Source organism: Psychrobacter sp. CLB018 (genome assembly GCF_041222815.1).
GTDB lineage: Bacteria > Pseudomonadota > Gammaproteobacteria > Pseudomonadales > Moraxellaceae > Psychrobacter > Psychrobacter faecalis.
On record NZ_CP166085.1, the window covers coordinates 1,106,514 to 1,129,372 of the forward strand.

A 22,859-nucleotide genomic window follows, 5' to 3' on the forward strand; every position below is an offset into this window, starting at 1 on the left:
CCTAAGTTTGGTTCTACAGTTTATCGAGCGCAGCTCATTCAGCTAAAACAATAGGTTAAACAAGAAATGAACTGATTATCTAGGACAACCCTTTAATTTTTAACAAATACTGTGCTTATCTTTAAAAGAGGCCACTTTTTAAAAGTGGCCTCTTTTATTGTGCTATTTTCATCTTTGACGTTTTCTGTCAAAAAGTAGTGCTATCTCATGACGTAGACCTTCACTGTATCAAAAATATTTCAATACTGTATTGATAATCATTATTATTATCTTTATCATGTACAAACTCTAATGTAACAAACCATATATTTATTCACCAAGACTATTAATAAATAGCTCATTTCTCATGATGCTCTACAAAGCTGACATGTATTAGTAAGCACTATTGTCTTGAATAACTGCTTTCCCTTAAATTCTCCTCACTTTCATTGAGATACCATTGATGTTTATGATTACACAAAGTAGAAAACAGCATAAACCTAACCCTTTAAGTTGGTGCGTTAAGCAAACCATGCACCTTTCAGCCATTGCTTCGTTGGCAGTAAGCTCATCTATGATCCATGCTGAAGTATCACAGCAACCAATCAATGACAATGGCATTGAAATCAATCGTGGCGACAATAGGTCAGAACCAAGTACCACGCTACCGACTATCGTGGTCATGGCAGAGACCAATAAACAAGTCACGGAAAATACTGACAGCTATACAATCCCTGTCACTAGTAGCGCCACCGGTATGGGCTTGTCGGCCAAAGAAACCCCGCAAGCGGTCAGTGTGGTCACTAATCAGCAAATCAAAGATCAAAACTCAACCACCCTAATAGATGTGCTTAAACGCACGCCTGCTATCCAAGTAAGTAGCGTTGATGGCGCGCGTAATGGCCTTTCGTCAAGAGGCTTTGCTATCAATAGCTTCCAAATTGACGGCTTAAATACCGATTTTGTCCAGCAAGCTGCCATGGGCGAATACTCTGCCAATACCGCGATGTTTGACCATGTTGAAATCGTACGCGGCGCGACTGGTTTGATGAGTGGCTCAGGCGACCCTTCTGCCAATGTTAACTTAATACGTAAACGGGCTGATAGTAGCGTTCCAAAAACAGAGCTATCCGCCAATATTGATCGTTACGGGCAGTATGGTCTCAGTGTTGACCGTAGTCAGTCATTAAGCGAAAGTGGGGCGGTACGAGGCCGAGTGGTGGCTAGCTACCAAGATGGTGATACCTTTATCGACCGTCAAGAATTGGGTCAAAGTCTGGTGTATGCCACAGTAGATGCGGACGTGGGCGACAGCACCACGGTCAGTGTGGGTGCTAGCCGTCAACACAACAAATCAAAATCAACCATGTGGGGCGGTTTGCCAAACTACCTAAGTGATGGCTCAAAAGCAGATTGGGATACCAGTAAAAATGGCAGCGCAGATTGGACAAACTGGGATTCTGATAATACCTATTACTTTGCAGATATTGATCATGATTTTAATGCCGATTGGAACTTAACCACCAATGCCAGCTATAACGAGAGTGACAGTAGTCCAAAGTTGCTTTATATGTATGCCAATGGCGACCAAGTCGTGAATCCTGATACCGGACTGATTTTTAACCTAAACCCATTTCATGCCGATACCGAACGCAAACAGTTCAATGTCAAAAGCAAGTTAACCGGTAATTTTGATGCGCTGGGAAAGACGCATAAGCTCATCGTAGGCGGCTCTTATAGCAAAAGTGATCTTGATACTTTTACTTATAAGTCACCGCCTGATGGTATATTGCCGCTCCCAGATTTTTCTGACTGGGATGGCAGTTATCCTGAACCAGAATGGGGAGCGCGCAATCGCAGCTCTGATGTCACAACCAAAGAAAAAGCTATTTTTGCAGCAACTCAGCTCAAATTATCGGATCCTTTAGCCGTTATTTTAGGCACGCGTGTGTCTGATTTTGAACGCTCAGGTGTGCAGTATGGCCGTAACGTCAACACGGAAGCCAAACACATCTGGACTCCGTACGCAGGTATTACCTATGCGATTAATGACAATCACAGTCTTTATACCAGCTACAGTGATATCTTCAAACCTCAAACTCAGCGTGATATAAACGGTAAATTCCTCGATCCTATCGAAGGTAAAAACTATGAAATCGGTCTAAAAAGTGAGTCAGATAATGGCGCATTACAAAGCCAAGTGAGTATTTTTAGAATCGAGCAGGACAACCTTGCTCAACTCGATGGCGGTCAAATAATACCCGGCACCGACCTGGAAAAAGCCTACTACGGAGCAAAAGGTGCCACCAGTCAGGGTGTAGAAGTACAAGTGTCTGGTCAAATCAGCGACCAACTGCAAGCGAGTGTTGGTTATACGCATTTCAATGCTGAAGACAACAAGGGCAAAACCGTCAATACTGGCTTTGCTGATACCACGCTGAATCTGTTTGCCACTTATAATCTTGATCATATCATTCCTAATTTAACCATTGGCGGCGGCGTTGACTGGTCAAATGGATACTATGGCATTGTCAAACACCCTGTGACGAAACAATCTGAAAAGTACGGACAAGATGATGTGACGCTTGCCAATATCATGGCAAGATATAGCTTTAACGACAATCTTGAAGCGCAGGTTAATGTGAATAATTTGTTCAATCAAAAGTATCTTGCGGGCAGCACTTTTAGTGAATTGACTTACGGTGAGCCTTTGAATGTAGTCGGTAGATTAACCTATCGCTTTTAATCGATCGCTTTTCACTTTTATGCCAATCATGACCTTTTACTTTCATACGCAGGCAGTCACATGAGTAAGCGCCGTAGCAGTCATGGTTTTTATCTACCTGAGTTTAAAGTCCTCAGTCGTATTCTTTTAGCGATTATTGGTAGCTATGGCATCGCGGTGCTTACGAGTTTGATGTTTTTGGCCTTACCTATAGATGAGATTTCTGCCATCTATTGGGGTCAAATTGCTAGCGTTGTTGTATGCGCGCTCATCCTTGTCTTAGTATTTTCTTTGCGTCGTTTATGGCTGGCATGGGCGGTGGTCGTCGGTATTGCAGGGCTATTAGGGGTGATTGATTATGTCGCTATTTAGATTTTTTCTTACCATCAGGCTGTTATTATGCCCTCAGACACTACTAAGATCCAAACTGCCACAATGAGTAATATTCAGACAAAAAGTAAAAATAAAGTGAAGGGCTATCGAGTCATTTTGTCTGACGTCCATACTTGGTTTGGCCTGTTATTAGGTTGGTTGCTGTTTACCATTTTTCTGATGGGCACGGTCAGTTATTTTAATAATGAGCTGACGGCATGGATGCAACCTGAACTTCCAGCACGCTCTCAACAAACGCTATTAACGTCTTCAGCATCTACGCACAACCAAAATATGACGTATCTAGAAGATAAGTCAGATGGTTTTGCTATGGCAATCGCTCACTTACAGCAAACCCAAGCCCATGCCAAAAACTGGTTTATTGCTAAAGATATTAATGGCGATAATATTGCTCAACGTCTACATATTAATGTGACTACAGATGACAAAAGGCTAAAATACCAGTTTGATACGCAAACCCAAATGGCATATACGCCAAGAGATACCGTAGGCGGTCACTTCTTTTATCGTATGCATTTTGATTTGCATTATATGAGTGTGATATGGGCCAGAATTATCGTCGGTATAGCTTCTATGATGATGTTGATTGCTATTATCACAGGCGTTATTGTCCACAAAAAGATATTTACGGATTTTTTTACCTTTCGTTGGGGTAAGGGGCAACGCTCGTGGCTTGATGCGCACAATGCTTTTTCTGTGCTGCCAATACCGTTCCATTTGATGATTACCTTTACCGGCATCATTACCTTAATAACCTTGTATATGCCGTGGGCAGGCATGGTATCTGGGGTAGATAATGAGCAGTTTTTTAAGGAAATTTACTCTTATCGGGCAGCGGATGCAACCGAGTTACAGGCTGCCCCTATGGTCAGTATTGCTCCATTGCTTGCCACGACACAATCTGATTGGCAAAAACGTAACCCTAATTATACCGTGACCAGTGTCAGTATTAATCATCCCAATACTGACCAAAGTATGATTATTATCGACGGTAAAGCTGAGCATCAATTATCGACGCTAGGGGTGTTTCGTATTTATGATGGACGAACAGGAAAAGTACTCAAAGACAGTCGACCGCCGCCGCTCGCTGTGCAAACACAAGCGGTCATGATAGGTTTGCATGCAGGACGCTTTGCTGATAATTGGCTGCGTTGGTTGTACTTTTTATGTGGCGCAGCGGGCTGCGGTATGATTGCAACAGGCTTAGTGCTTTGGACAGTTAAACGTCGCCGCCAATTATTAACTATAGATAAGCCTGATTGGGGGTTTTGGTTAGTAGAAAAGCTCAATATTGCCACACTGGCGGGATTGCCTTTAGCGATGATAGGTTTTTTATGGCTCAATCGTCTATTGCCGTTAGAGTTAACAGGGCGTGGCAAGTGGGAAGTAGATGGGTTTTTTATTATCTGGGCGTTTGGTTTCTTGCTTACGTTATTACTGTCTAGTCGTCAGGCGTGGCGTCTATTATTATCATTGGTCACTCTATTGCTTTTATTCACACCGCTACTCAACAGCCTAACTACCGAGCGCGGATTGCTTCACAGTATCTTGAGCGTCGATGTGCTATTCATCAGCTTTGACGTTATGTTTTTTATTCTAGCCTTGCTGTTTGCTTATATCACTTATGTGGTCAGTTTTAAGAAAGCATCTCACCAGCAAAAAATAAAGTCGCCTAGTCGTTCAAAGCTTCAAATGGAAAATGTATAGTATGTCTAACGTAGTGTTATCTGGATTGCTATTGGCATTTAATCTGCTAGGTATGATGGCATTAATGATGACCAGTAAAAGACATAGGGATAAGTTTCATCATGATGAGCAGAAACGATATATCACTAAACAGCAATGGTTACGATGGCTGGGGTTGCTACTGCTATTGATAGGTTTCATTTTCCCTTTTTTTTGTACCTCATACTGGTTATTTTATCGTTGTCTGGTTTGCCAGCTTAATCGTAGCAACAGGAGTTGTATATTTGAGCATGGTTGTTTATGGAAAATTGGCCTAGTCAGTTTATATAAAAGAGCTATGTTAAAAATAAAATGCTGCTATAAAGTTCTCCTGCTTGCTATGTGTCTTATCCGCCAAAGGCTATGCTAATCTTTGGAATTAAGTAGTTTAATGGTATGACTTATCAGCAGTTATTCTAGCTGAGCAATTACTCTAACATAGCAATGGCGTCCGCACTGGCACGTTGGCGTTCTTCTGCATTTAACTCCGTAAGTCTTCCTTCTTTCATCATCAGCAAGCGGTCAGCATGCTCAAAATAACCGTCATCATGACTGATAATAAACAGTGTTTTGCCCATGGCTCTTAATTCAGGAATCAGCGTTTGATAAAATACTCGGCGAAAAGCAGGGTCTTGGTCAGCGGCCCATTCATCGAGCAGCAGAAAGTCTTTTTGTTCGGCGACAGCGAGCAGCATGGCCAAGCGTTTGCGTTGTCCTTGCGACAGCTTGTCGGTAGACAATCGATGGTCAGTTACTGTCACTTTATCTTGCAAATTTAATTTATGCAGCCACTCGGTCAATAAAGACATATCAGGGTCATTGTCTTGGCTGCCAATGAGTTGTTTAAAAAGATGTTGATCGCTAAAAATAGCAGAAAATAGCTGCCGATAATTGGTATTGTTTTCCGAATCAATCGTCTGCTGGTCTACTTTTACAGCGCCTGTCGTAGGCGTAAAAATACCAGTAATGATTTTTGCAAGGGTAGACTTACCGCTGCCATTAGAGCCTATCAAAAACACCACTTCGCCACGCTTCAAGGTTAAATTGACTTCTTTTAAAATGTCATCAGTAAGCGCCTCATTTTTAGTCACAGCTTCTTGTGTGTGATGGTTTATACCTTGATAGCGATAGCTCACATTGTTCAGTGAGATGGTCTGCCAGTCATTTGCTGCTATATTGGTTAAAAACGCTGGCTGATAATCAGCAAGCGCCAACGTCTGTATTTTATCTAACGCGACTTGCGCCGTTTGTAAAGTGGGATAAGCGCCAACGGCTTGTAGTAGGGGCGATTGCATAAATAGAATGGTTAAAGAAAAAGTGGTGGCAACGCTCATGGGTATATTAAGATAGTTTGAGACCGCAAAGACGACGCCAATCGCTGCAAACATCATAATGTTCGACCAATTCACTGCTGATAGGTGAAAGGTATCTGCTTTAATAACACGCTCTTTATAAGACTGGGCGTGACTCAAAAACTCATTGGTATACAGTTTTTGCGCGCGGTGCTGATTAAGTGCAAGCTCTTTTCGCCCTTCGATAATAGATTGATAATCTTGATACAAAAGATCATTAATCTCCCTTAATTCCGTTAAATGCTTATAAACGTGCTTCACCAAAATGGTGCTTATCCAAATCGTCATTACAATCCAAACCATGATGATTAGCAATAGTGGCAATGACAACCAACCCAAATATAAGGCGACTCCGCTAGATAAAATAACCCCTTGAACCAACTCTGGCATACGGACAAAGGCGACGGTAATCGATTGGATATCGGTAGACAAGCTGGCGAGTAGTTGGGCGTTCCCTAACTTATCAATCTGCGGAACGTTGGTATCGATGATTTGTTTGACCAGCTTGGTTCTGAGCTCATACACAAATCTATGACCCAAGCGGGTTAGGGCATATTGCGATAAAAAAGTCGTGACCAATAGCAGAACCACTAACGCTGAAAAATAGCCTAAGCTCTGCCATGACAAGGTATTAAAAACAGGCTGACTGATAAAGGTGTGGTTAATATAAGCAATAATACCCACACTGACCGCCGCATTGACTAAATTCAGTAAGATAACTTTGAGAAAAGGCAGGCGATAATGCGACCAGATCATATGATATAGAGAAGCTGTAGCGCGAGGGGACATAATGACTCAATAATAAAATGAATTTTGCGTATTTTTAGATAGCACAAAAGGGAGTAGGTAGTGCCTAATCCCTTTTATTCAAACCCGATAATGATTCTATAACGACAGTTTATTCAGTATAGTCGTTTCATTGGCGAAGCTTAGCGTTAAAATTTAAAAGTCAAACGTCGCTGAAACTTTTAACGCCGTGGGTTCACCGGCATTTAAATAACCAGCATCTGTATAGCCACCGACTGACTGCCAATAATCTTCACCCGTGACATTGGTTACCATGCCTTTTAAGGTAACATCTTGTCCTGCTAGCACGGTTTTATAGCGAGCACCAAGATCTAACGTGGTATAACCGTCAACCTTTAAGGTATTGGCATTATCGGCATAACGAGGGCCCGTATGAATGATATCACCTGTTAAGGTTAATCCTTTGAGTGCCGCAACATCATATTCTAGATTGACATTGCTCTGTAAGGTAGGAAGACCAATGACTTTATTACCATCTAACGCCGCATCACCGGTGTCTTTTTGTTTGGCACTTAAATAACTGACCCCTGCATTTAAGCGCATGTTTTCACTAGGGCTACCAAATACGGTCAGTTCTACGCCTTGGTGACGGTTTTTACCAGCAGATATAAGGGTGTTTGAAGCATCGATATAGTCACGTGCGGCATCAGTGCGATATATTGCCAAACTACTACCAATAAGCCCGTTGTCATACTTCACGCCAATCTCAGTTTGTTCGCTCACGTAAGGGTCCAAAGCTTGACCAGCATTGGTAACAGGAGCATTGTTATTTGTTTGCGGGGCTGTTTTTCCTGGTGCTAAGCTTTCAATATAGTTACCGTAGAACGACCAATCCATGTTTGGTTGATAGACAATACCGATACTTGGAGTCCACTCACTCTTATCGTAATGAGCCGTTTCTGCCTGCGTGTTGGCATCATAGCTGGTGGTTTTTATATTCTGATGACGTACACCCAAGGTGGTTTTCAGTTTGTCATCGAACAGCGATATGGTGTCTGCTAGCGCAAAGCTTTGGAGTTGCTTTTCATTGGTTAGTTTTGGATTGTCTAAGTTGCCGCCAGAACCTGCCTTATTCGACCCGGTATTATCCCGATACTTAGTGGGATTATATAAGTTAGTAGGGCGTGCGCTATAAAAAGCATAAGCACCTTTTTCTTCTTGATCGTATATCTCAGCTGCTAACACCCAATCATGACCAATTTTACCCGTTTGTAATTTACCACGCAGACCAATTTCAGCGCTTTGGACTTTATCTTCTCGAATATTATCAAATCGAGAGGTAGTGCCACTGCCATCATTATTAGTTACTGTGAGGTCTGATAAAGAATTGTCTTCATCACCACGTCGTATGCCGTAAGCACCATAAGCGGTGAGATTGTCATTAAAATCATATTCACCTCGAATGGTACCAAAGATATCTTTTTCATCTGAGTACGTCCAAGGCTGCGCCCAATTTTTTGAGCCGTCTGGCGCTTTTGGTACACGAGAAACACCGCCAAGATTGACGCTAGGACGAGTCTCTTTAAGTTTGTTGTCTTGCCAGCCCAAATCTGCTGATAATCGGTATTGCTCGCCTTTATAATCTAGACCAAGGGCTGCCAATCCCAATGTTGAAGATTCATCATCGATGGCACTATCGCCATCTTGATAAGCGGCGTTAAAGCGCACGCCAAAAGCGTCCTCAGTGCCAAAACGGTCACTCACGTCGACGGCAATTTTACCTTGGTCACCTTGACCATAACCAAGCGTTAATTGGCGTAGCGGGTCATTACTAGCACGTTTTGGTAATAGGTTAATTGTACCACCAGCATTGCCGCCACTAGGTGCGGCACCATTTAGCATGGCAGAAGCGCCGCGTTGGACTTCAACACGCTCGAACAGCTCCGTTGCGATATACTGTCGGGGCAAAATACCATATAGGCCATTAAACATCGTATCATCTGATGTGGTGATGAAACCGCGCATAAAGTAAGCTTCTTGAAAGTTACCAAAACCTCTGGCCACGCGGACAGTTGGGTCTTTTTTAAGCAGGTCGCCCACGCTTTGTGCTTGTTGGTTGGCAATGTATTCGTTGGTATACGATGTAGTAGAAAATGGCGTATCCATGATGTCTTGATTGCCCAAAATTCCCACACGGCTTCCGGTCGCCACTTGACCACCTTCATAAGCATCTGGCAATCCATCCGCTGACGCATCCGCACTACTGGTCACCACAATCGTATCAAGTACCACGCTCGGAGTATCTGATTGACTGTCGTTATTTATATCGGTTTGTGCCCACGCCGCTTGGCTTGCAGCAAGTAAAACGACTGAAGTAGAAAGATGAAAGATAGACAGTGATTTTACTGAAAATGGGTGACGCGCTCTGTTAGATGCTTTGAGGCAAAATAGAGCAGAATATAGGCGAGACAATTGCATGAATGTTACCAATATGTAAGTTAAATCACTATTATAATGATAAGCATTTTCATTACAATAGTGGCGCGTTATTAATTTTAAAAATTTTCAAAGCCCTAAATAGCGATAATGTTGTCATGTCGTTATTGAAGTATTAACCATATAGGTTACGCTCTAATACGCCGCATCAAATATAGAAAATAAGCGCCGCCAATGATAGCAGCGATGGTGCCAGCAGGTATCTCATAGGGAAATATAAGATAGCGCCCGATCCAGTCCGCTATGACCATTAAGCCTGCGCCTAAGATGGCAGACAATTGAATTTGACGTTTGAGCTTCACCGCGCCTAATGTGCTGGCAAGGTGAGGAATCATCAGACCCACAAAACTGAGCGGACCCACTGCCAACGTTGATATCGTACTCAGTAATGCTACAAGAATGAGTATCAAGCTTTGATACAATCTCAAAGATACCCCAAGCTCACGGGCAATCCCGCTACCTAGGCTCAATATTTCTAATGGTTTGATCACCATAAAGCTTAATAGGAAAAGTATAAAAGCCAACCCTACTAAAATCCATGCCGTTTCTGGACTGGCAAGGTACGTAGAACCTGATAGCCAACTTAACACCGCTTGTAACCGTTGATCGCCAGATATTTTTACCAGACTTAATAAACCGCCCATCAATGCGGCAATGGCCACACCAACTAATAATAAATAAGCTGGATTGATTCGACGGGCAAGCCATAAGATCAAACTAAGGACGATAAAAGCGCCCAACAATCCTGATAATATAATACCTGTATAGCCAAAACTGGGTAGGAAAACAAAGGCCAATACCACGCCTATTGCTGAGCCTGAGCTAATACCGAGTACTTCAGGGCTAGCCATAGGATTGCGAGTCAAGGTTTGTAGCAGCACGCCAGCAGTGGCTAGCATTACGCCAGTGGCAGCTGCGCTTAACGTGCGAGGCAATCTAAAGTCAATAATTAAATGTCTTAGCGTACTAAGCTGCCAGCCATTTGAAGTCGCCGTAAAGATAAGTACGCCTATGATCAACAGTATTAATGCGATTCCCCAACCTATTAAATGAGTGTCACGGCGTTCTGAAATCAAGGTTGGAATAACCTCATCGGTATGTTGACGACTTTGGCTCACAATTAACCATATTACCAATGGCGCACCAAGTATGGCCGTCATTGCATCAACAGGAATATTTAGGCTTAAATAATGTTGTAATAGCGTCGTGGCATTACTGGTGATCCATAACAACAGCGCCCCAAACACATAACCCAAAAGCAGGCGGTAACCAATACGCCGTACCGAAAACACATTCACCAGTGTGGCAGCCCCTAAGCCAATAAAACCAATAGGGCCCACGCGACTGACGACAAGGGCGGTCAGTAGTGCCACCAATCCCACTACCAATCCACGAATGAGATTGATAGGAACGCCCAAACTTTTGGCTTGCCTATCATCTAAGCTCATTATTTCTAATGGCTTTAATAAAGGCACTAAGCTAATAAAGGCGACCACACTAGCGGTGCTTAATACGGCAGATACTTGCCAGTTATTCTGCGTGAGACTGCCCGCCGCCCAGACCATAACGTTTAAGGTTTCTTCAGCATAATAAATCAATAATAAAGCAGTAATAGCGCCCAATAAAATATTGGTTACCAGTCCGCCAAGCACCAATACCAAAGGATTCATACGGCTAGGCGCAGCTAGAAGAAAAACAATCGCCATACTACCAAGTGCGCCCATAAAAGCGACCCAAAAACTTCCCCCTAATGCCAAACTAGGCAGAAATAACGTGACAATGAGCAGCGCCATATTTGCACCGCTACCGACTGCCAATGTCGTGTCTGAGGCCAGTGTATTTTTTACCAGCTGTTGTAATAACACACTGACCAATCCTAAAAGGCCACCAGCGGTCAATGCTACCAACATGGTCGGTAGGATTTGTAGCTGGGTACTCATATCCGAAAGTGATAGGTCAAAAGAGGGGGTGAACAATTCTAAAAAAGCGAGAGGCCATAGCTGATGTACGACTGCATAACTGCTGACTACTGCTAGCAGCATTAAGAAAACGACCATCATATAAATACGGTTAGCTGACAAAAAATTATTTTTATTCATCATAAATCGGTATGGCCTACAAAAGTGACATTCGTTAAGCGCTCGGCCAAGACATTCATAGAAGCCACGCCACTGTTGTTCCATGTCGCAGGCAGTAAGGTGATACAGCGGCCTTTTTTGCTAGATGCATGCGCTTGATCAAAGGAATAACCCAAGCGCTGCCACACTAAGCTGTCTTCTAATTCAAGTTTGAGAAGGTCACTAAGAGGTTCAACGACCACAAGGCAAGTATCGTCATCAAGCTGCGCTAAATCTCCTAGCATAATGGGCGTAAACCCCCATTGATTGCCATCTGCCAACGCCACTAGCTGTAATCCCATCGTGTCTAAAGCAGGTTGAAACAAGCTATTATACGAAAACATACGCAAATTATTGGTATCGGCAAATTGCACGACAGCCAATTTTTTGATATGAGGATAACGCGCATGAAAAGTCTGTCCTGCTTGAATGATTTGTTTCTTACTGTTGTCTAAATAATCTTGCGCGGCTTGCGGTTTATTGATAGATCGGCCCAATTCTAACGTCGGTTCTATAAAGTCTTCCCACTTTGCAATGTTGTTAGGACTGGTCAATTCAATAGAGTGGATAGGCAAATCGCCGTACATAGGACGCAGATGCGCATAAAAATCGTTGTCTATGACCACATCTAAATCTAGCTGTGAGAGCATTTCAGGATTGGGTTGGTAGCGTGTTCCTACGTCGAGAGTCGTATCAGGTATAAGAGGCTTACCAACCCATTCTCTATAGAAAGGTTTATCGCCCATAGCAACCGGTGGGTATCCCATGGCAGTCAGCGTCGCCGCAATACCCCAATCAGGCGTCATGACTTTAGGTGTTTTTTGATTGTCTTTAGGCGACATTGCTTGTGGCGCTTGTGAGGTAGCGTCAGACGACTGGCAACCGCTTAATAATAAACCTGAGCATAATGCCAGACATAGCCCGAACAAAAAGGTGAGCGCTTTCATATAACCGCGACTTTATGAGTAGTGGTAGGATGGGTTAGTAGGGTAAAGTCGACACCAAATATGGAGCGCAGTACATCCTTTTCCATGGTGCGTTTGACATCACTCATATGGCACAACTTGCCTTGTTTTAAAGCGATAAATTCATCACAAAATCTTGCTGCTAAATTTAGGTCGTGCAGGATAATCACAACACCTAAGCCTTGCTCGTCGACCAATTGACGAATCAGTTTTAACACTTCTATTTGATAGACCACATCCAGCGCCGCTAGTGGCTCATCCAATAGCAGATACTTTGTCTGCTGGGCAAGGCACATCGCCAACCAGACGCGCGCACGCTCACCACCTGACAACGTCGATACTTGGCGGTCTCTAAAAGCGTCAACTTGAGTGAGGGCGATGGCTTTTTCTACTTGTTGATGATCATCAGCAGTCGGCTTTTGCAGCCACTTTTGATGAGGGTATCTACCCAACATCACAAGTTCATAGACCGTAAAAGCGCCCGCATCAGGTAGGTTTTGCGGTAAATAGGCAAGATGCGTGGCCAGTCTTTTAGCGGAAAAGCTACGCAAATCTTGACGTTCTATTTCAATGCCACCATGCGTGGGCGTCATTTCTCCTGCCATGGCTTTTATAAGGCTAGATTTTCCCGAACCATTATGCCCAATGAGGGCATACAGTTTATTTGGTTCGATAATAAAAGAAGTAGGATGAAGCAAAACTTTTTTTTGACGAATTAGGCTTAAATTATTGATGTGCATCATAGTGAGCAGTCGAAAGTAAATGGGGCATTTTAAAGAAAAGTAGCTGGTTAATGCAAATGATTTTCATTTTATTTATGGAATTGAAGCAGTTATTGAGCGCGCCAATAGACTTTTATGACCATATCTTGACGAGATAAACCAAGGGTGGATTTTAATCGTTGTCTTAATGACTTGATGTCCGTCGCTTCAAGCGCGCCCCATACTTTGCCAATCTTAAGAGGCAATGTCGTTAATCTTGCATGTAATAAGCTCATGATTTGTTCAGAGAGATCGATTGTTGGTGTCTTAATGATATGAAGTAGATTCTCTTGTAGAAAACGCTCATCATGACCTAAGTGCTGACAGAGATTGAGAGTGTATAAATAACTGATGTCTTCTGGATCTTCGGTGATAGTAATGACAAGGGGCGGCAACGGATTTTGCCAGTTTTCTAATAGATTGGCGACGGTAGGTAGAGAGGTTTCATCGCAAATTAATAAGCATTGTCCCTCACTGAGGTGTTCTATTTTTTCTGGATAATCGCGCACCGTTTTTATTGGCATGCCGCAGACGAGAGAACGTACCCAATTGCCACCTGGCGTGTCGCCATGGATATAAACATCTATCCAAGCTTGAACAGACAAGCGGATTGGATCTCGCCATGCTTTTCGCAGGGTGTAGTAGCGCTGTAAAGGTTTGTCGTTATTTTCTGACTCACCATTTATGGTAGATAAAACTTCAGCATTTAACTCAAATAAATACGCGTAGCCTGGATGATTGAGTGGGATATTATCGGGTGCTGTGACCACCAGTCGATACATATTAGGGCTGACATAATAACCATCAATCACGCTAAAGTACTGTTCTCGAAGCTTGATCGTACGCTTACCAAGCTTAGTAGCGGATGCCTGCAATAATGCTATATATTGCTCATGTAGTGTCTCAGCGTTACTAATAGGCACAAAAAAGTTGATAAAGTATTGATGATTAACACTAGTAAGGTTTTCAGCGAGGCTGTTATCTGTAGAACTGCTATCTTTTAACGCATTAGAGTTATTTTGATACCGATTCATCGTCATAACATCTAACAAAAGGCCGTCAGGATACAGCTCTTTTATCGATACTATATCGTACTCGCCGACTGAAGCAGGGGTAAAGGCATTGATAAACATCGCAAGTTCATCTTGATGCTCTTCATTAAGATGATGAATAAACATGGCTTTATCAGCAAAGGCTAATGGAGTTTTATCGGTGTAATAACGAGTAAGCGTTTCAGCCATAAAGGGTCATCCAAGCCAAAAAATCACATAATGGTTCATTCATATAACCGTCAAGTAAATGGCATCTGAAAATATAAGGTAGCGGAGAATAGAGATAAAAATAACAAAGGTTTAATCAATAAGTATTGCGAGTCAAGCAAGGCGATAGAATTAGTAATCGATGATATGAATTAAAAGCACCTAAGCGTTATTGATAACCATTAACATCTAGATTATTATTACGTTAATAAGGCTGACTGTCAATGTATTTATAAATAGGAAGTTGTGATTTTATTTGTAATGGATAAAGTTTATGCTAAAAAGTAGAAGGATTCCTCATCCTACTCATCAGTTATTAAGCCATTGCATGTCAACACTTCATAAACTATATAATGAAGAGTCATCAAGAATTGACTTCAATACTATCGAACAGTTATGTGAGTTTTTGGATGTGCAGGTGGGTGAGGAAGGGGGTTCAAAAATCAGCATAGTGCCAAATTTACTAGGTTAGGTGTCATGATGATTTTTGAACCAAAAATAGCTATGTTGTAGTCAGATACGTATACGCAGTTTTAGGGCAGGGCACGGTTTGGGCACCAAATGGGCACCGCACCGAAAATGAGCTTTTTGATTGAGTAGCTAAACTTAACTATATTCAAAAAGATATCTCGAGAATTTCTCTACAACCCTCGAAAATTGGACAAAAAAAAGCCTCACTGTTAAGTGTAATGCCAGTCAGTTAACGCTGACTGGTATTTTTTTTGGGATATTTTTGTGGTTTACCCTTAATCACCCTCGGGCAAGATCGCTTTCTGCGTTCAGGAATGACAAACAATTTTCCTTCCTCTAAAACTGCATCTAACAACTTAGGGAAGAGTCCTGCAGCCTGTAAAGGCGCAAACCGTAACAGATCAACAATCGTAATAGACGCCATATGGAAGCTAATTCGTAGAGGGCTAACCTTAGCCCTAAGAGCCATATAGCGCATCAAACGTCTTATCAGATTATAAGCAATCATAAGCCCCCAGAACTCTTGTAACACAAGCTGTGGCAGCTTACTTCTTAACAACAGCCCCTCCTGTAGATCAGACTTAATTTCCCTAAAAGCCATCTCAATCTCCCAGCGCTGCAAGTACAGCTGTGCCACTTTATCCTTAGTAAAGCGTTTATCATCTATTAAAGAGGTGATGTATCGTCTTGTCTTACCCTCATAACGACACTCAATTAATCGAGCTTGCCAAGTATCGGGTAGGTTTGGGTTTTTCTTTTGAGCTTGGGGAGAAACCGGCATTTGTATCAAGTAGTCCCCTTCACTAAAGGTTTCAATCACAGTGTAACGCAGATTATCTTTAGCCCGCATAAGCCAATGACTGTTTGGATGGGTTTGTTGCCAACTAATCAGTAGGTCTGCTGAGAAATAGGCTCTATCAAATAGCGTAATGCTATTGTCTTGAACGTTTAGCTGACGGGCTAAGGTGATCTCTCCTTGACCCATATCTCCAAGGGTTGTGTCAATGATCTCATGCGTGTCAGTATTGATCAGGCATACCGAACGCATTTGTGGATAGGGCGCCTCTTTGGTTCTGCCTTTGCTTGAACTAAAGTGCTGAAGGTTCTCATCAGTATAGGGTAGTGAGTATACGACACCGTCTACAGCTTGGACGCTAAGTCCCATAAAGTCTTGCTGCTGGGCTCGTGATTCTGTTTGGTAGTGAGCACTTAGTTGATGAAATAGCTGCTTTAGAGGTTCATGCCCGAGGCGTTGTCTTGCTTGTACGACTGCACTGGGTACACAGGCCTGTGAGTCTAGATTAAGACGCATTTGCTCTGTGATATACCAGATGGAACGGTTTCTATATAAGGCGGTACCTATGACTAGCCAAACGACATGTTCAGCAGGTAGCTTACGCCTTCTAATGCTCGCTTTGCCGGTATATTCTAAAGCTTGCTGTATCCACTCAGGGTCTATTAATTCACTAAATTGTTCTAGGGTGTCTGGAATCCTTTTATGCGTCTCATTAATAGCGTTTTGTAGTCTCATAGTAAAATAGCCCATCTACTTATTAGATGGGCTATTTTATTACTTTTATTGAGTTTTTGCCTTAACTGACTGGCATTACACTGTTAAGTGAGGCTTTTTAAGTATTTGGAGCGGGAAACCCCAACCTTGGCAAGGACGCCGACCAAATTAACGTTGATGTCTATAAACCTGAAACCCATTATTTTAAAGGGCTTCAGGTTTTTTTATGTATAAGAATATTTATAAATAACAGGTATAATAATAATATAGATATATTTATGGACACCAGTATATCGTGGTAATATGATACCAACCAAAATATATTTTAGCATGCCTACCCCATCGAGGGTAAGTGGTTTTGGTCGTATACACCTCTGAAATATAGGTCATTGATTATGTCGAAGCGCACTAAGAAGGCAATAAGAAAAAATGTCAAAAGTATTAACGTAAAGGATAATCTGATAGTGCATGAATGTGCTATTAAACCGTATCAGATATTTTGTGAATGGATCGATGATGAGATTAATGATTTCTCTTCGGGTAGGACACTATTATTTGAAGTTATTGAAATCGATGATCAGTATTGCTTTTTTGAGGGTTTTAAAGAAGTGGGGTCACTGAGTGACGGTGCTGAAATCTCTATTAGAAGAGTCGATATTTCTAAATCTGAGATTGAAAGGCGCGCTTGGTCTTGCCTTATGAATGAGTTTACAAATTTAGATCCTATTAACCCAAAATTTTTTGCGGCTATAAAAACTAGTATGCCTGATCGAGTGCAACAAGCACTATTTAATAAACCTCTGACCATACAGTATATTTTAGATATTAAAGACCTCAAGCGTCATCACTATGACTACCAGTTAAGTCTATGCCCTAATCAGCAGCCCACCAAGATACCATCCTTCTCTGAACTAATTGATAAGGTTCTCTATGTCAATAACAAATAATGTGCAAACGCTGATACCAGATACTGAAGACATCTATACTGCTGATATTCGTTATTTCTTTATAACCATAGCCAGTTTAGTCTCAAATGATTTTATGGACATTAGCGTAGAGGCGGAACAGTCAAAACCTTTAACTTCAGAACATCTCAAAAAAATATACGACTCCTATAGAGGTAAGCTGACTAAGTCCGAAAATCTAACTCGAGCATTTATCGCCAGTACCCATCTTCTACCAAATCTTGATACCAGCAATCCAAGTAAAGAATGGCTGTGGGTCGCAAAATTATGCCATCTACTCCTCTATTTTGTACAAAATAATCTACCTAGACGTATTAGTGAGACTAATATTGAAGCTAGAAAATGGATGAATCCAGTAAGTCGTAATCACAGTATTTGGCGGCATTGTTACTCGACGCTACAAGCTGATAGCTTACAGACTACCTATGAGAGGTTTGAGCGTTATCGAGTTGAACTTGAAAGTAAGAATGATCCTAATCTCATATCATTTATCAAGATGTATCTAACCATCGATTTTGCGTTTAATAATAGAGATAGCATAACGCGAACTTCCTACGGCAGAAAACAAACCAAAAAGGGCAAAATTGATGAGCCAAGTATTCAGTATGTCACGCACACAGACGTGGATGATGATACTGATGAGCTGGTATCAGTCACAAGTTTTGAGCAATCAAAAAATGATAACGATATTTATCGTGAGCGGTTAGATAATCCCGTACCTGACTTCTTTCATCTCGAGCAAACAAAGTTAAAAGATACTGAAAAGTTCTCATACGATCAGATTTATCGAAGAACACAGGCAAAATATTCTCATGCTAATAAAAATGAGCGGTTTGTAAGCAACAATATTCGTCAGTTATCGCTCATTGCTATTCAAAATATAGCCTCTAAGCTGTGGCAATGGTTTGATGATTATAGTGACGGTGAAGGCGATAGGGACAAGAAACGAGCGATCGTCTATTTATTGCTTTCTTTATACACCGGTCATTCAGTTGCAAGGTTGGCTGAAGATATCAATAACAATTATAAAAAAATCACTGATATTGGTGTTCGTAAAGCAAAGTATGAGTTTATTATTAACTTAGATATTACACCGCTACGTATTAGAACAGAAGGGGTAGAGTCAGTTATTGCTAACCGATTGACGCAGTTCAAACTCCCATTACCTGAGCCATTGGGAGTATTTTTAACCTATAAAGGATACCCAGATTCAGTATTGATCAATGAAGTCATTACTGATCTACGAGCAACGCTACAGCTACCGTTAATTAGCTTGGGCAGGATAGAAAAGTCACTATACACAATCCTTATCTATGAAGTCAGCAGCACGCAGTTGGCCACTATCATCACCTCACGCAATAGTAGAAAGAGAGCAGATACTTGGTATAGCTCTCATGAGATTAAGGTGATAAAAGAAGTCTACCACGATGCGATTAAGATCCTTACCGCTCGCTGTCATAAAAACAAATCCAGCATTGTCGATTATTTGTCCAAGGTAGTGCTCAGTGATGATGCTATGGGTAGTCAAAACAGCCCTGATTATCCGATAGTAAGTCTATTCATGAGCTACTTACAGCAAAAAGTAGTAACTGCTCATGACTATAGAGAGAAATTCAATTTTTATAATTTATGGTTATGGCATATCTCTCTTTTACTAACTTCAATAAGAGCGGTAGAAGGCGCACCAGGTTATCTCAACCAGATCAACCTTGAGGCAGGCATCATTTGGATTTCTGATAAGGAGGAGCGGGCGACCGCTAACAGTCAGCGCTTAGTGCCTATTTGTTCATTTTTGCACGACGCCATGCAAAATTTCTTACGTTATCTAGAAAGCTTTGCTAAGCGCTATGGACGCTTAGATTCTAATATCAGCACTGACGTGAATAAAATCTTTGATTGCCAGCGGCCGCTACTAAATTTTATAGATAAAAAGGGCGAGTTTCATGCGCTCAGGCCGGCTATTATTATCAAAGAATTAGATAGTCATTTTCGCTTTAAGCCAGATTGGACACGCCATGTGGGACAAAGGTTTTTACATGAGCAGGGAGTAGATGAAGCAGTTATTTTGGCGATTTTTGGTCATGAAATGATGGGTCAGGAAGCATGGAGAAAAAACTCAGCACTGGCTATAGGGCATATAGTAGCTGCTAAAAAACCTTATCAGCAGCTGGCAGAAGAACTTGAATTACAGCAGGTGACTTTATGACACAGTTAGAGACTTTACATGGTCATTTGAGGCGCTCAGCAAAAGCGCAGGATAAGCGTAAGCAGGCATTACAGCATACAAAAGAGATGTGCCAACGCGCTTGGAATGCTTTTATTAAAGAGCATCAGTCGCCAGAGTTAATCACAGACGAGCAGATAAACGGTTTATATGAAGCACTTTATGATGACATCGAAAAGAGCGTTTCAGCGCATCTTATCCCGTTTGCACTATTCGAGCGCAAGCGTTTTTTCGATAACATTAATGAAGCGCGTAAAAAAAGACACCTGCCGTTATTACCAAAGCCCATCATTGCTGTACGTCCACAGCGTCCAAAAAATATCAATGATTTTGATACGTTTTTATATTTATCAAAAGCTCAGAGTATTGTCGCACAAGCGTTTGATAGATGGCAGCAAAAGAATACCTTTTCATTACTTGAGAGCGTCAGCTGGTTTTTATTCTCGCTCATTAGTTTTGCAGGATATAACGATGAGAAGATGCTTAGAGAGATTTATAACTATCTAGAACAAAAAAAGCCTATTTATCAGATGTCTGATGACATGATGGTCATGCCGATCAGGCTACTATCATCCGACTATGGCAATGAGCTTGTTACTATAGAAAACGATTTAGATGAAGTGTATCACACACGCCTGATTATCATAGATGATATCAGTCGCTTATGGCTGCTCAAACTACAACGCCAGCATCAAGCGCAAAACGAATTTCCTAAATACCATCAAGTGATAAAAAGGCTAGGGGAGTTTATTGGAGAGAAATTCACGGTTAAGTCCATCAATAGATCTAGCTACTTACGACATATTGCAATCTATTGGCAAACGCTACCAGAAGTATATTTAGACGTTCAATTGGTCCAGGTGCTAACAGGTCAGCAAAAACAAACCTCAATATCAACATCGCAATGGCTTAGATATTTTCAGGGTATTAAAACACCCAGTGCGGTTCTATCAGATGAACACGTCAGTAAATTAGTGATTGAATCTAGCAATAGCACTGAGGACTCACTTGATACTATCAAAGTCGCACGCTTTAGGTCTGATGCAGTTAAAGAAATACGAACCATACTCAATGGCGATAAAAAGCAGGCGCAACCACAGTTAATAAACTTATTGACTCAAAATCTATATCCCAACCAAGAACGACTGGTGAGATGGATGCTTGATCTGCTCACCAGTGGTAATAAAATCAATACCTTGAAGCGATATTTGTCTGAGATCGGTAATGGCTTTATCGCAGGGACTCGTACAGCTGATTTTTCACACTCCTCAAAACATGACTATCACTATATATACAACGAAATTATTGCCGAGAAGAATCCAAATAAACTAGGGTTTACCAAGACGGTTATTTGCTCACTGCATCATTCTTTAAAGAAGCATTACCAAGCGCCTGATATCGACATCAGAGGCGGCGGCGATCCGCAAATAGTGTCTAGTTATCTCATACCTAATCAGGTTTATCACGCTATTCTTAGTTGTATCGCTGAGCAAGAGACGCTGAGTGAATACTATAAACAAGCGCTTAGCATCGTGACAATACTGCTATACCGTACTGGCATGCGTATCAGTGAAATATTAGGGTTGCAGGTTAAAGATATCGAATATGACAATCAAGGTTTTATGGAGTACAACCTCATTGTTCGCCCTAACGCTCATCGTGATTTGAAATCAGATGATGGTACGCGGCGAATTTATTTATCAGTATTGCTTTTGCCAGAAGAGCTAGAAGATTTTAAAAGGTTCTTTCATCTAAAAGAGGGTCAGTCTTCTCGCTATTTATTTACTTTAGCGTATCAGTCCACTCCATTGTCTCGTTATAGTATTGAGCAGCCAATAAAACGCATATTAGAAAATACGGCTTATCACGATCTTACCCTACATAGCTTTCGTCATAATGCGATATCGAATATGGCGCTTATAATCAGGTGTAACCCAATGCTTGTCATGCAATTCACAGATTATGATGAGATAAAAATCCATGATATTAAAACTCATTTTTTAGGTAAAGTGCGCAGCGTTTCAACAAATCACTGGGATGCGCTAATGGAGTTTGCAGGTCATGCCAACCTCATTACGACTTTTAGCTCATATATTCATACCGCTGATATTATCGCAAGTCATCAATTGCAGCAGGCTAAATTGACCCTGCCTTTAGATGTTGTGAATAAGTTGATTGGTACTAGTCGTATGGACCTAAAGCAGCACAATAAATATGCCTTAGAGAGTAGAGATAACGCTGTCAATCTCAGTAATATTAGGCAATACGTGAATCGTAAGGTTGATTGTGAAAGGTTAATGTTTGCTGATAAGGTGAAGACATCTCTGTTAAGTAGTGGTCCTATTGGTATTGATAAAAAGCAGTATTCAGCAATGTTTGGTAGATATAGCCGTGAAATGATAGAAAAGCTTCTATGGGACATTGAGGATGGCCAAATGCTAGGTGCGGCCAGTAGTTTAAACTTTATGTACAATGATGCGTTGATGATTTATGAACGCGCGTTGAGCTTGGTGAAAAATGAAGATGGAACACTTAATCATAAGCTCATATCTAAAAGACGTAAACAACGCTCCAATCATATTTTAATCGCACCAACACCGCTGCATTATCATGAAGAGCAAGCGCTTGTGTATCAATGTTTTGACAATCTTGAGACGCTTTATAAATCCAAAGCGAGTAGGCATGAGATTAAACACATTCTTAAATTATTCTACGAAAAAACCAATACCTCAAAAAGTGAGATTCGTTTTACCTTTAAACAAAAAAAGGGTTTTTATAAATACTTAGATACCATGTGCCAGATTCTACCAAGCAAGTATTGGCGGGTAAATATCAGCTGTATTGAATCCGAGTCCTATATTAATGAGAAGAATAAAAAAACGTATCGTCCTGTTGTCAATAAAGCTGCTCAGCTTAAAAGCGTAGAAGAATTCGGAAAAAAACTCCCTAGTTTTGAAGGTGAGGTTACTAGCTTAGGTACATACAACGGTTATGCACTAACGGTTATTAGTCCACTTAAGCAGAAGGGTAAATCAAAATTGTCTTCGGCTTTAATGAGTTATGTTTTGCATTTTTTGCTGATTATTGATGGTTTGGCTAATTGATACCTCCCAAGTTTATCTCTACGGTTTCTTCAGCATAGCTCAGTCTTACTAGGAAGTTTAAGGGAT

At 41.4% G+C, this 22,859-nt stretch carries 14 protein-coding genes; 7 read left to right on the top strand and 7 right to left on the bottom strand.

The window, feature by feature from the left end; translation table 11 throughout:
• Positions 1 to 553: 553 nt before the first annotated feature.
• Genes AB8P72_RS04830 through AB8P72_RS04840 form a run of 3 tightly spaced genes read left to right on the top strand, consistent with a single transcriptional unit; the run spans position 554 to position 4,804 of the window.
• Positions 554 to 2,725, top strand: a complete 2,172-nt coding sequence (locus AB8P72_RS04830; protein WP_369958103.1) for a TonB-dependent siderophore receptor — start codon at positions 554 to 556, stop codon at positions 2,723 to 2,725.
• 60 nt (positions 2,726 to 2,785) lie between these two features.
• Positions 2,786 to 3,076, top strand: coding sequence for a hypothetical protein (locus AB8P72_RS04835; protein ID WP_305935388.1), 291 nt, complete (start codon positions 2,786 to 2,788; stop codon positions 3,074 to 3,076).
• A 27-nt stretch (positions 3,077 to 3,103) separates the two neighbouring features.
• The gene (locus AB8P72_RS04840; protein WP_369958104.1) at positions 3,104 to 4,804 is read left to right on the top strand and encodes a PepSY-associated TM helix domain-containing protein; all 1,701 of its coding nucleotides are present in this window, start codon (positions 3,104 to 3,106) and stop codon (positions 4,802 to 4,804) included.
• Positions 4,805 to 5,250: 446 nt separating this feature from the next.
• On the opposite strand, the gene AB8P72_RS04845 is transcribed toward AB8P72_RS04840, so the two are convergent.
• From AB8P72_RS04845 to AB8P72_RS04870, 6 genes are all read right to left on the bottom strand, one after another.
• The gene (locus tag AB8P72_RS04845) at positions 5,251 to 6,963 is read right to left on the bottom strand and encodes a multidrug ABC transporter permease/ATP-binding protein (protein WP_369958105.1); all 1,713 of its coding nucleotides are present in this window, start codon (positions 6,961 to 6,963) and stop codon (positions 5,251 to 5,253) included.
• Between the two features lie 153 nt (positions 6,964 to 7,116).
• On the bottom strand, positions 7,117 to 9,399 hold the full coding sequence (locus AB8P72_RS04850; RefSeq protein WP_369958106.1) for a TonB-dependent receptor: 2,283 nt from the start codon (positions 9,397 to 9,399) through the stop codon (positions 7,117 to 7,119).
• 146 nt (positions 9,400 to 9,545) lie between these two features.
• Positions 9,546 to 11,519, bottom strand: coding sequence for a Fe(3+)-hydroxamate ABC transporter permease FhuB (gene fhuB, locus AB8P72_RS04855; RefSeq protein ID WP_369958107.1), 1,974 nt, complete (start codon positions 11,517 to 11,519; stop codon positions 9,546 to 9,548).
• On the bottom strand, positions 11,516 to 12,481 hold the full coding sequence (locus AB8P72_RS04860; protein ID WP_369958108.1) for an ABC transporter substrate-binding protein: 966 nt from the start codon (positions 12,479 to 12,481) through the stop codon (positions 11,516 to 11,518). Before AB8P72_RS04860 ends, fhuB begins: the two co-directional genes overlap by 4 nt.
• Positions 12,478 to 13,242 carry an ABC transporter ATP-binding protein gene (locus tag AB8P72_RS04865; RefSeq protein ID WP_369958109.1) on the bottom strand — a complete coding sequence of 255 codons (765 nt, stop codon included), beginning with the start codon at positions 13,240 to 13,242 and terminating at the stop codon, positions 12,478 to 12,480. The genes AB8P72_RS04860 and AB8P72_RS04865 overlap by 4 nt, the downstream gene beginning before the upstream one ends.
• An 89-nt stretch (positions 13,243 to 13,331) precedes the next feature.
• Positions 13,332 to 14,501 (bottom strand): siderophore-interacting protein, encoded by a 1,170-nt coding sequence (locus AB8P72_RS04870; protein ID WP_369958110.1) that lies wholly within the window; start codon positions 14,499 to 14,501, stop codon positions 13,332 to 13,334.
• Positions 14,502 to 14,847: 346 nt separating this feature from the next.
• Here AB8P72_RS04870 and AB8P72_RS04875 point away from each other — a divergent pair, with 346 nt between their 5' ends.
• On the top strand, positions 14,848 to 14,991 hold the full coding sequence (locus AB8P72_RS04875; protein WP_369958111.1) for a helix-turn-helix domain-containing protein: 144 nt from the start codon (positions 14,848 to 14,850) through the stop codon (positions 14,989 to 14,991).
• A 228-nt stretch (positions 14,992 to 15,219) separates the two neighbouring features.
• Here the strand turns inward: AB8P72_RS04875 and AB8P72_RS04880 are convergent, their stop codons facing one another.
• Entirely contained in the window at positions 15,220 to 16,521 is a 1,302-nt protein-coding gene (locus AB8P72_RS04880; RefSeq protein WP_369958112.1) for an IS4 family transposase, read from the bottom strand.
• Positions 16,522 to 16,895: 374 nt separating this feature from the next.
• Here AB8P72_RS04880 and AB8P72_RS04885 point away from each other — a divergent pair, with 374 nt between their 5' ends.
• From AB8P72_RS04885 to AB8P72_RS04895, 3 genes are read left to right on the top strand one after another with little or no spacing between them, the layout of a single operon-like run.
• Complete coding sequence (locus tag AB8P72_RS04885) at positions 16,896 to 17,447, top strand: hypothetical protein (protein WP_198328009.1); 552 nt, start codon at positions 16,896 to 16,898, stop codon at positions 17,445 to 17,447.
• Positions 17,431 to 19,671 (top strand): hypothetical protein, encoded by a 2,241-nt coding sequence (locus AB8P72_RS04890; protein WP_369958113.1) that lies wholly within the window; start codon positions 17,431 to 17,433, stop codon positions 19,669 to 19,671. Before AB8P72_RS04885 ends, AB8P72_RS04890 begins: the two co-directional genes overlap by 17 nt.
• Positions 19,668 to 22,793: a site-specific integrase gene (locus AB8P72_RS04895; RefSeq protein ID WP_369958114.1), complete on the top strand. Its 3,126-nt coding sequence runs from the start codon at positions 19,668 to 19,670 to the stop codon at positions 22,791 to 22,793. The genes AB8P72_RS04890 and AB8P72_RS04895 overlap by 4 nt, the downstream gene beginning before the upstream one ends.
• Positions 22,794 to 22,859: the final 66 nt, after the last annotated feature.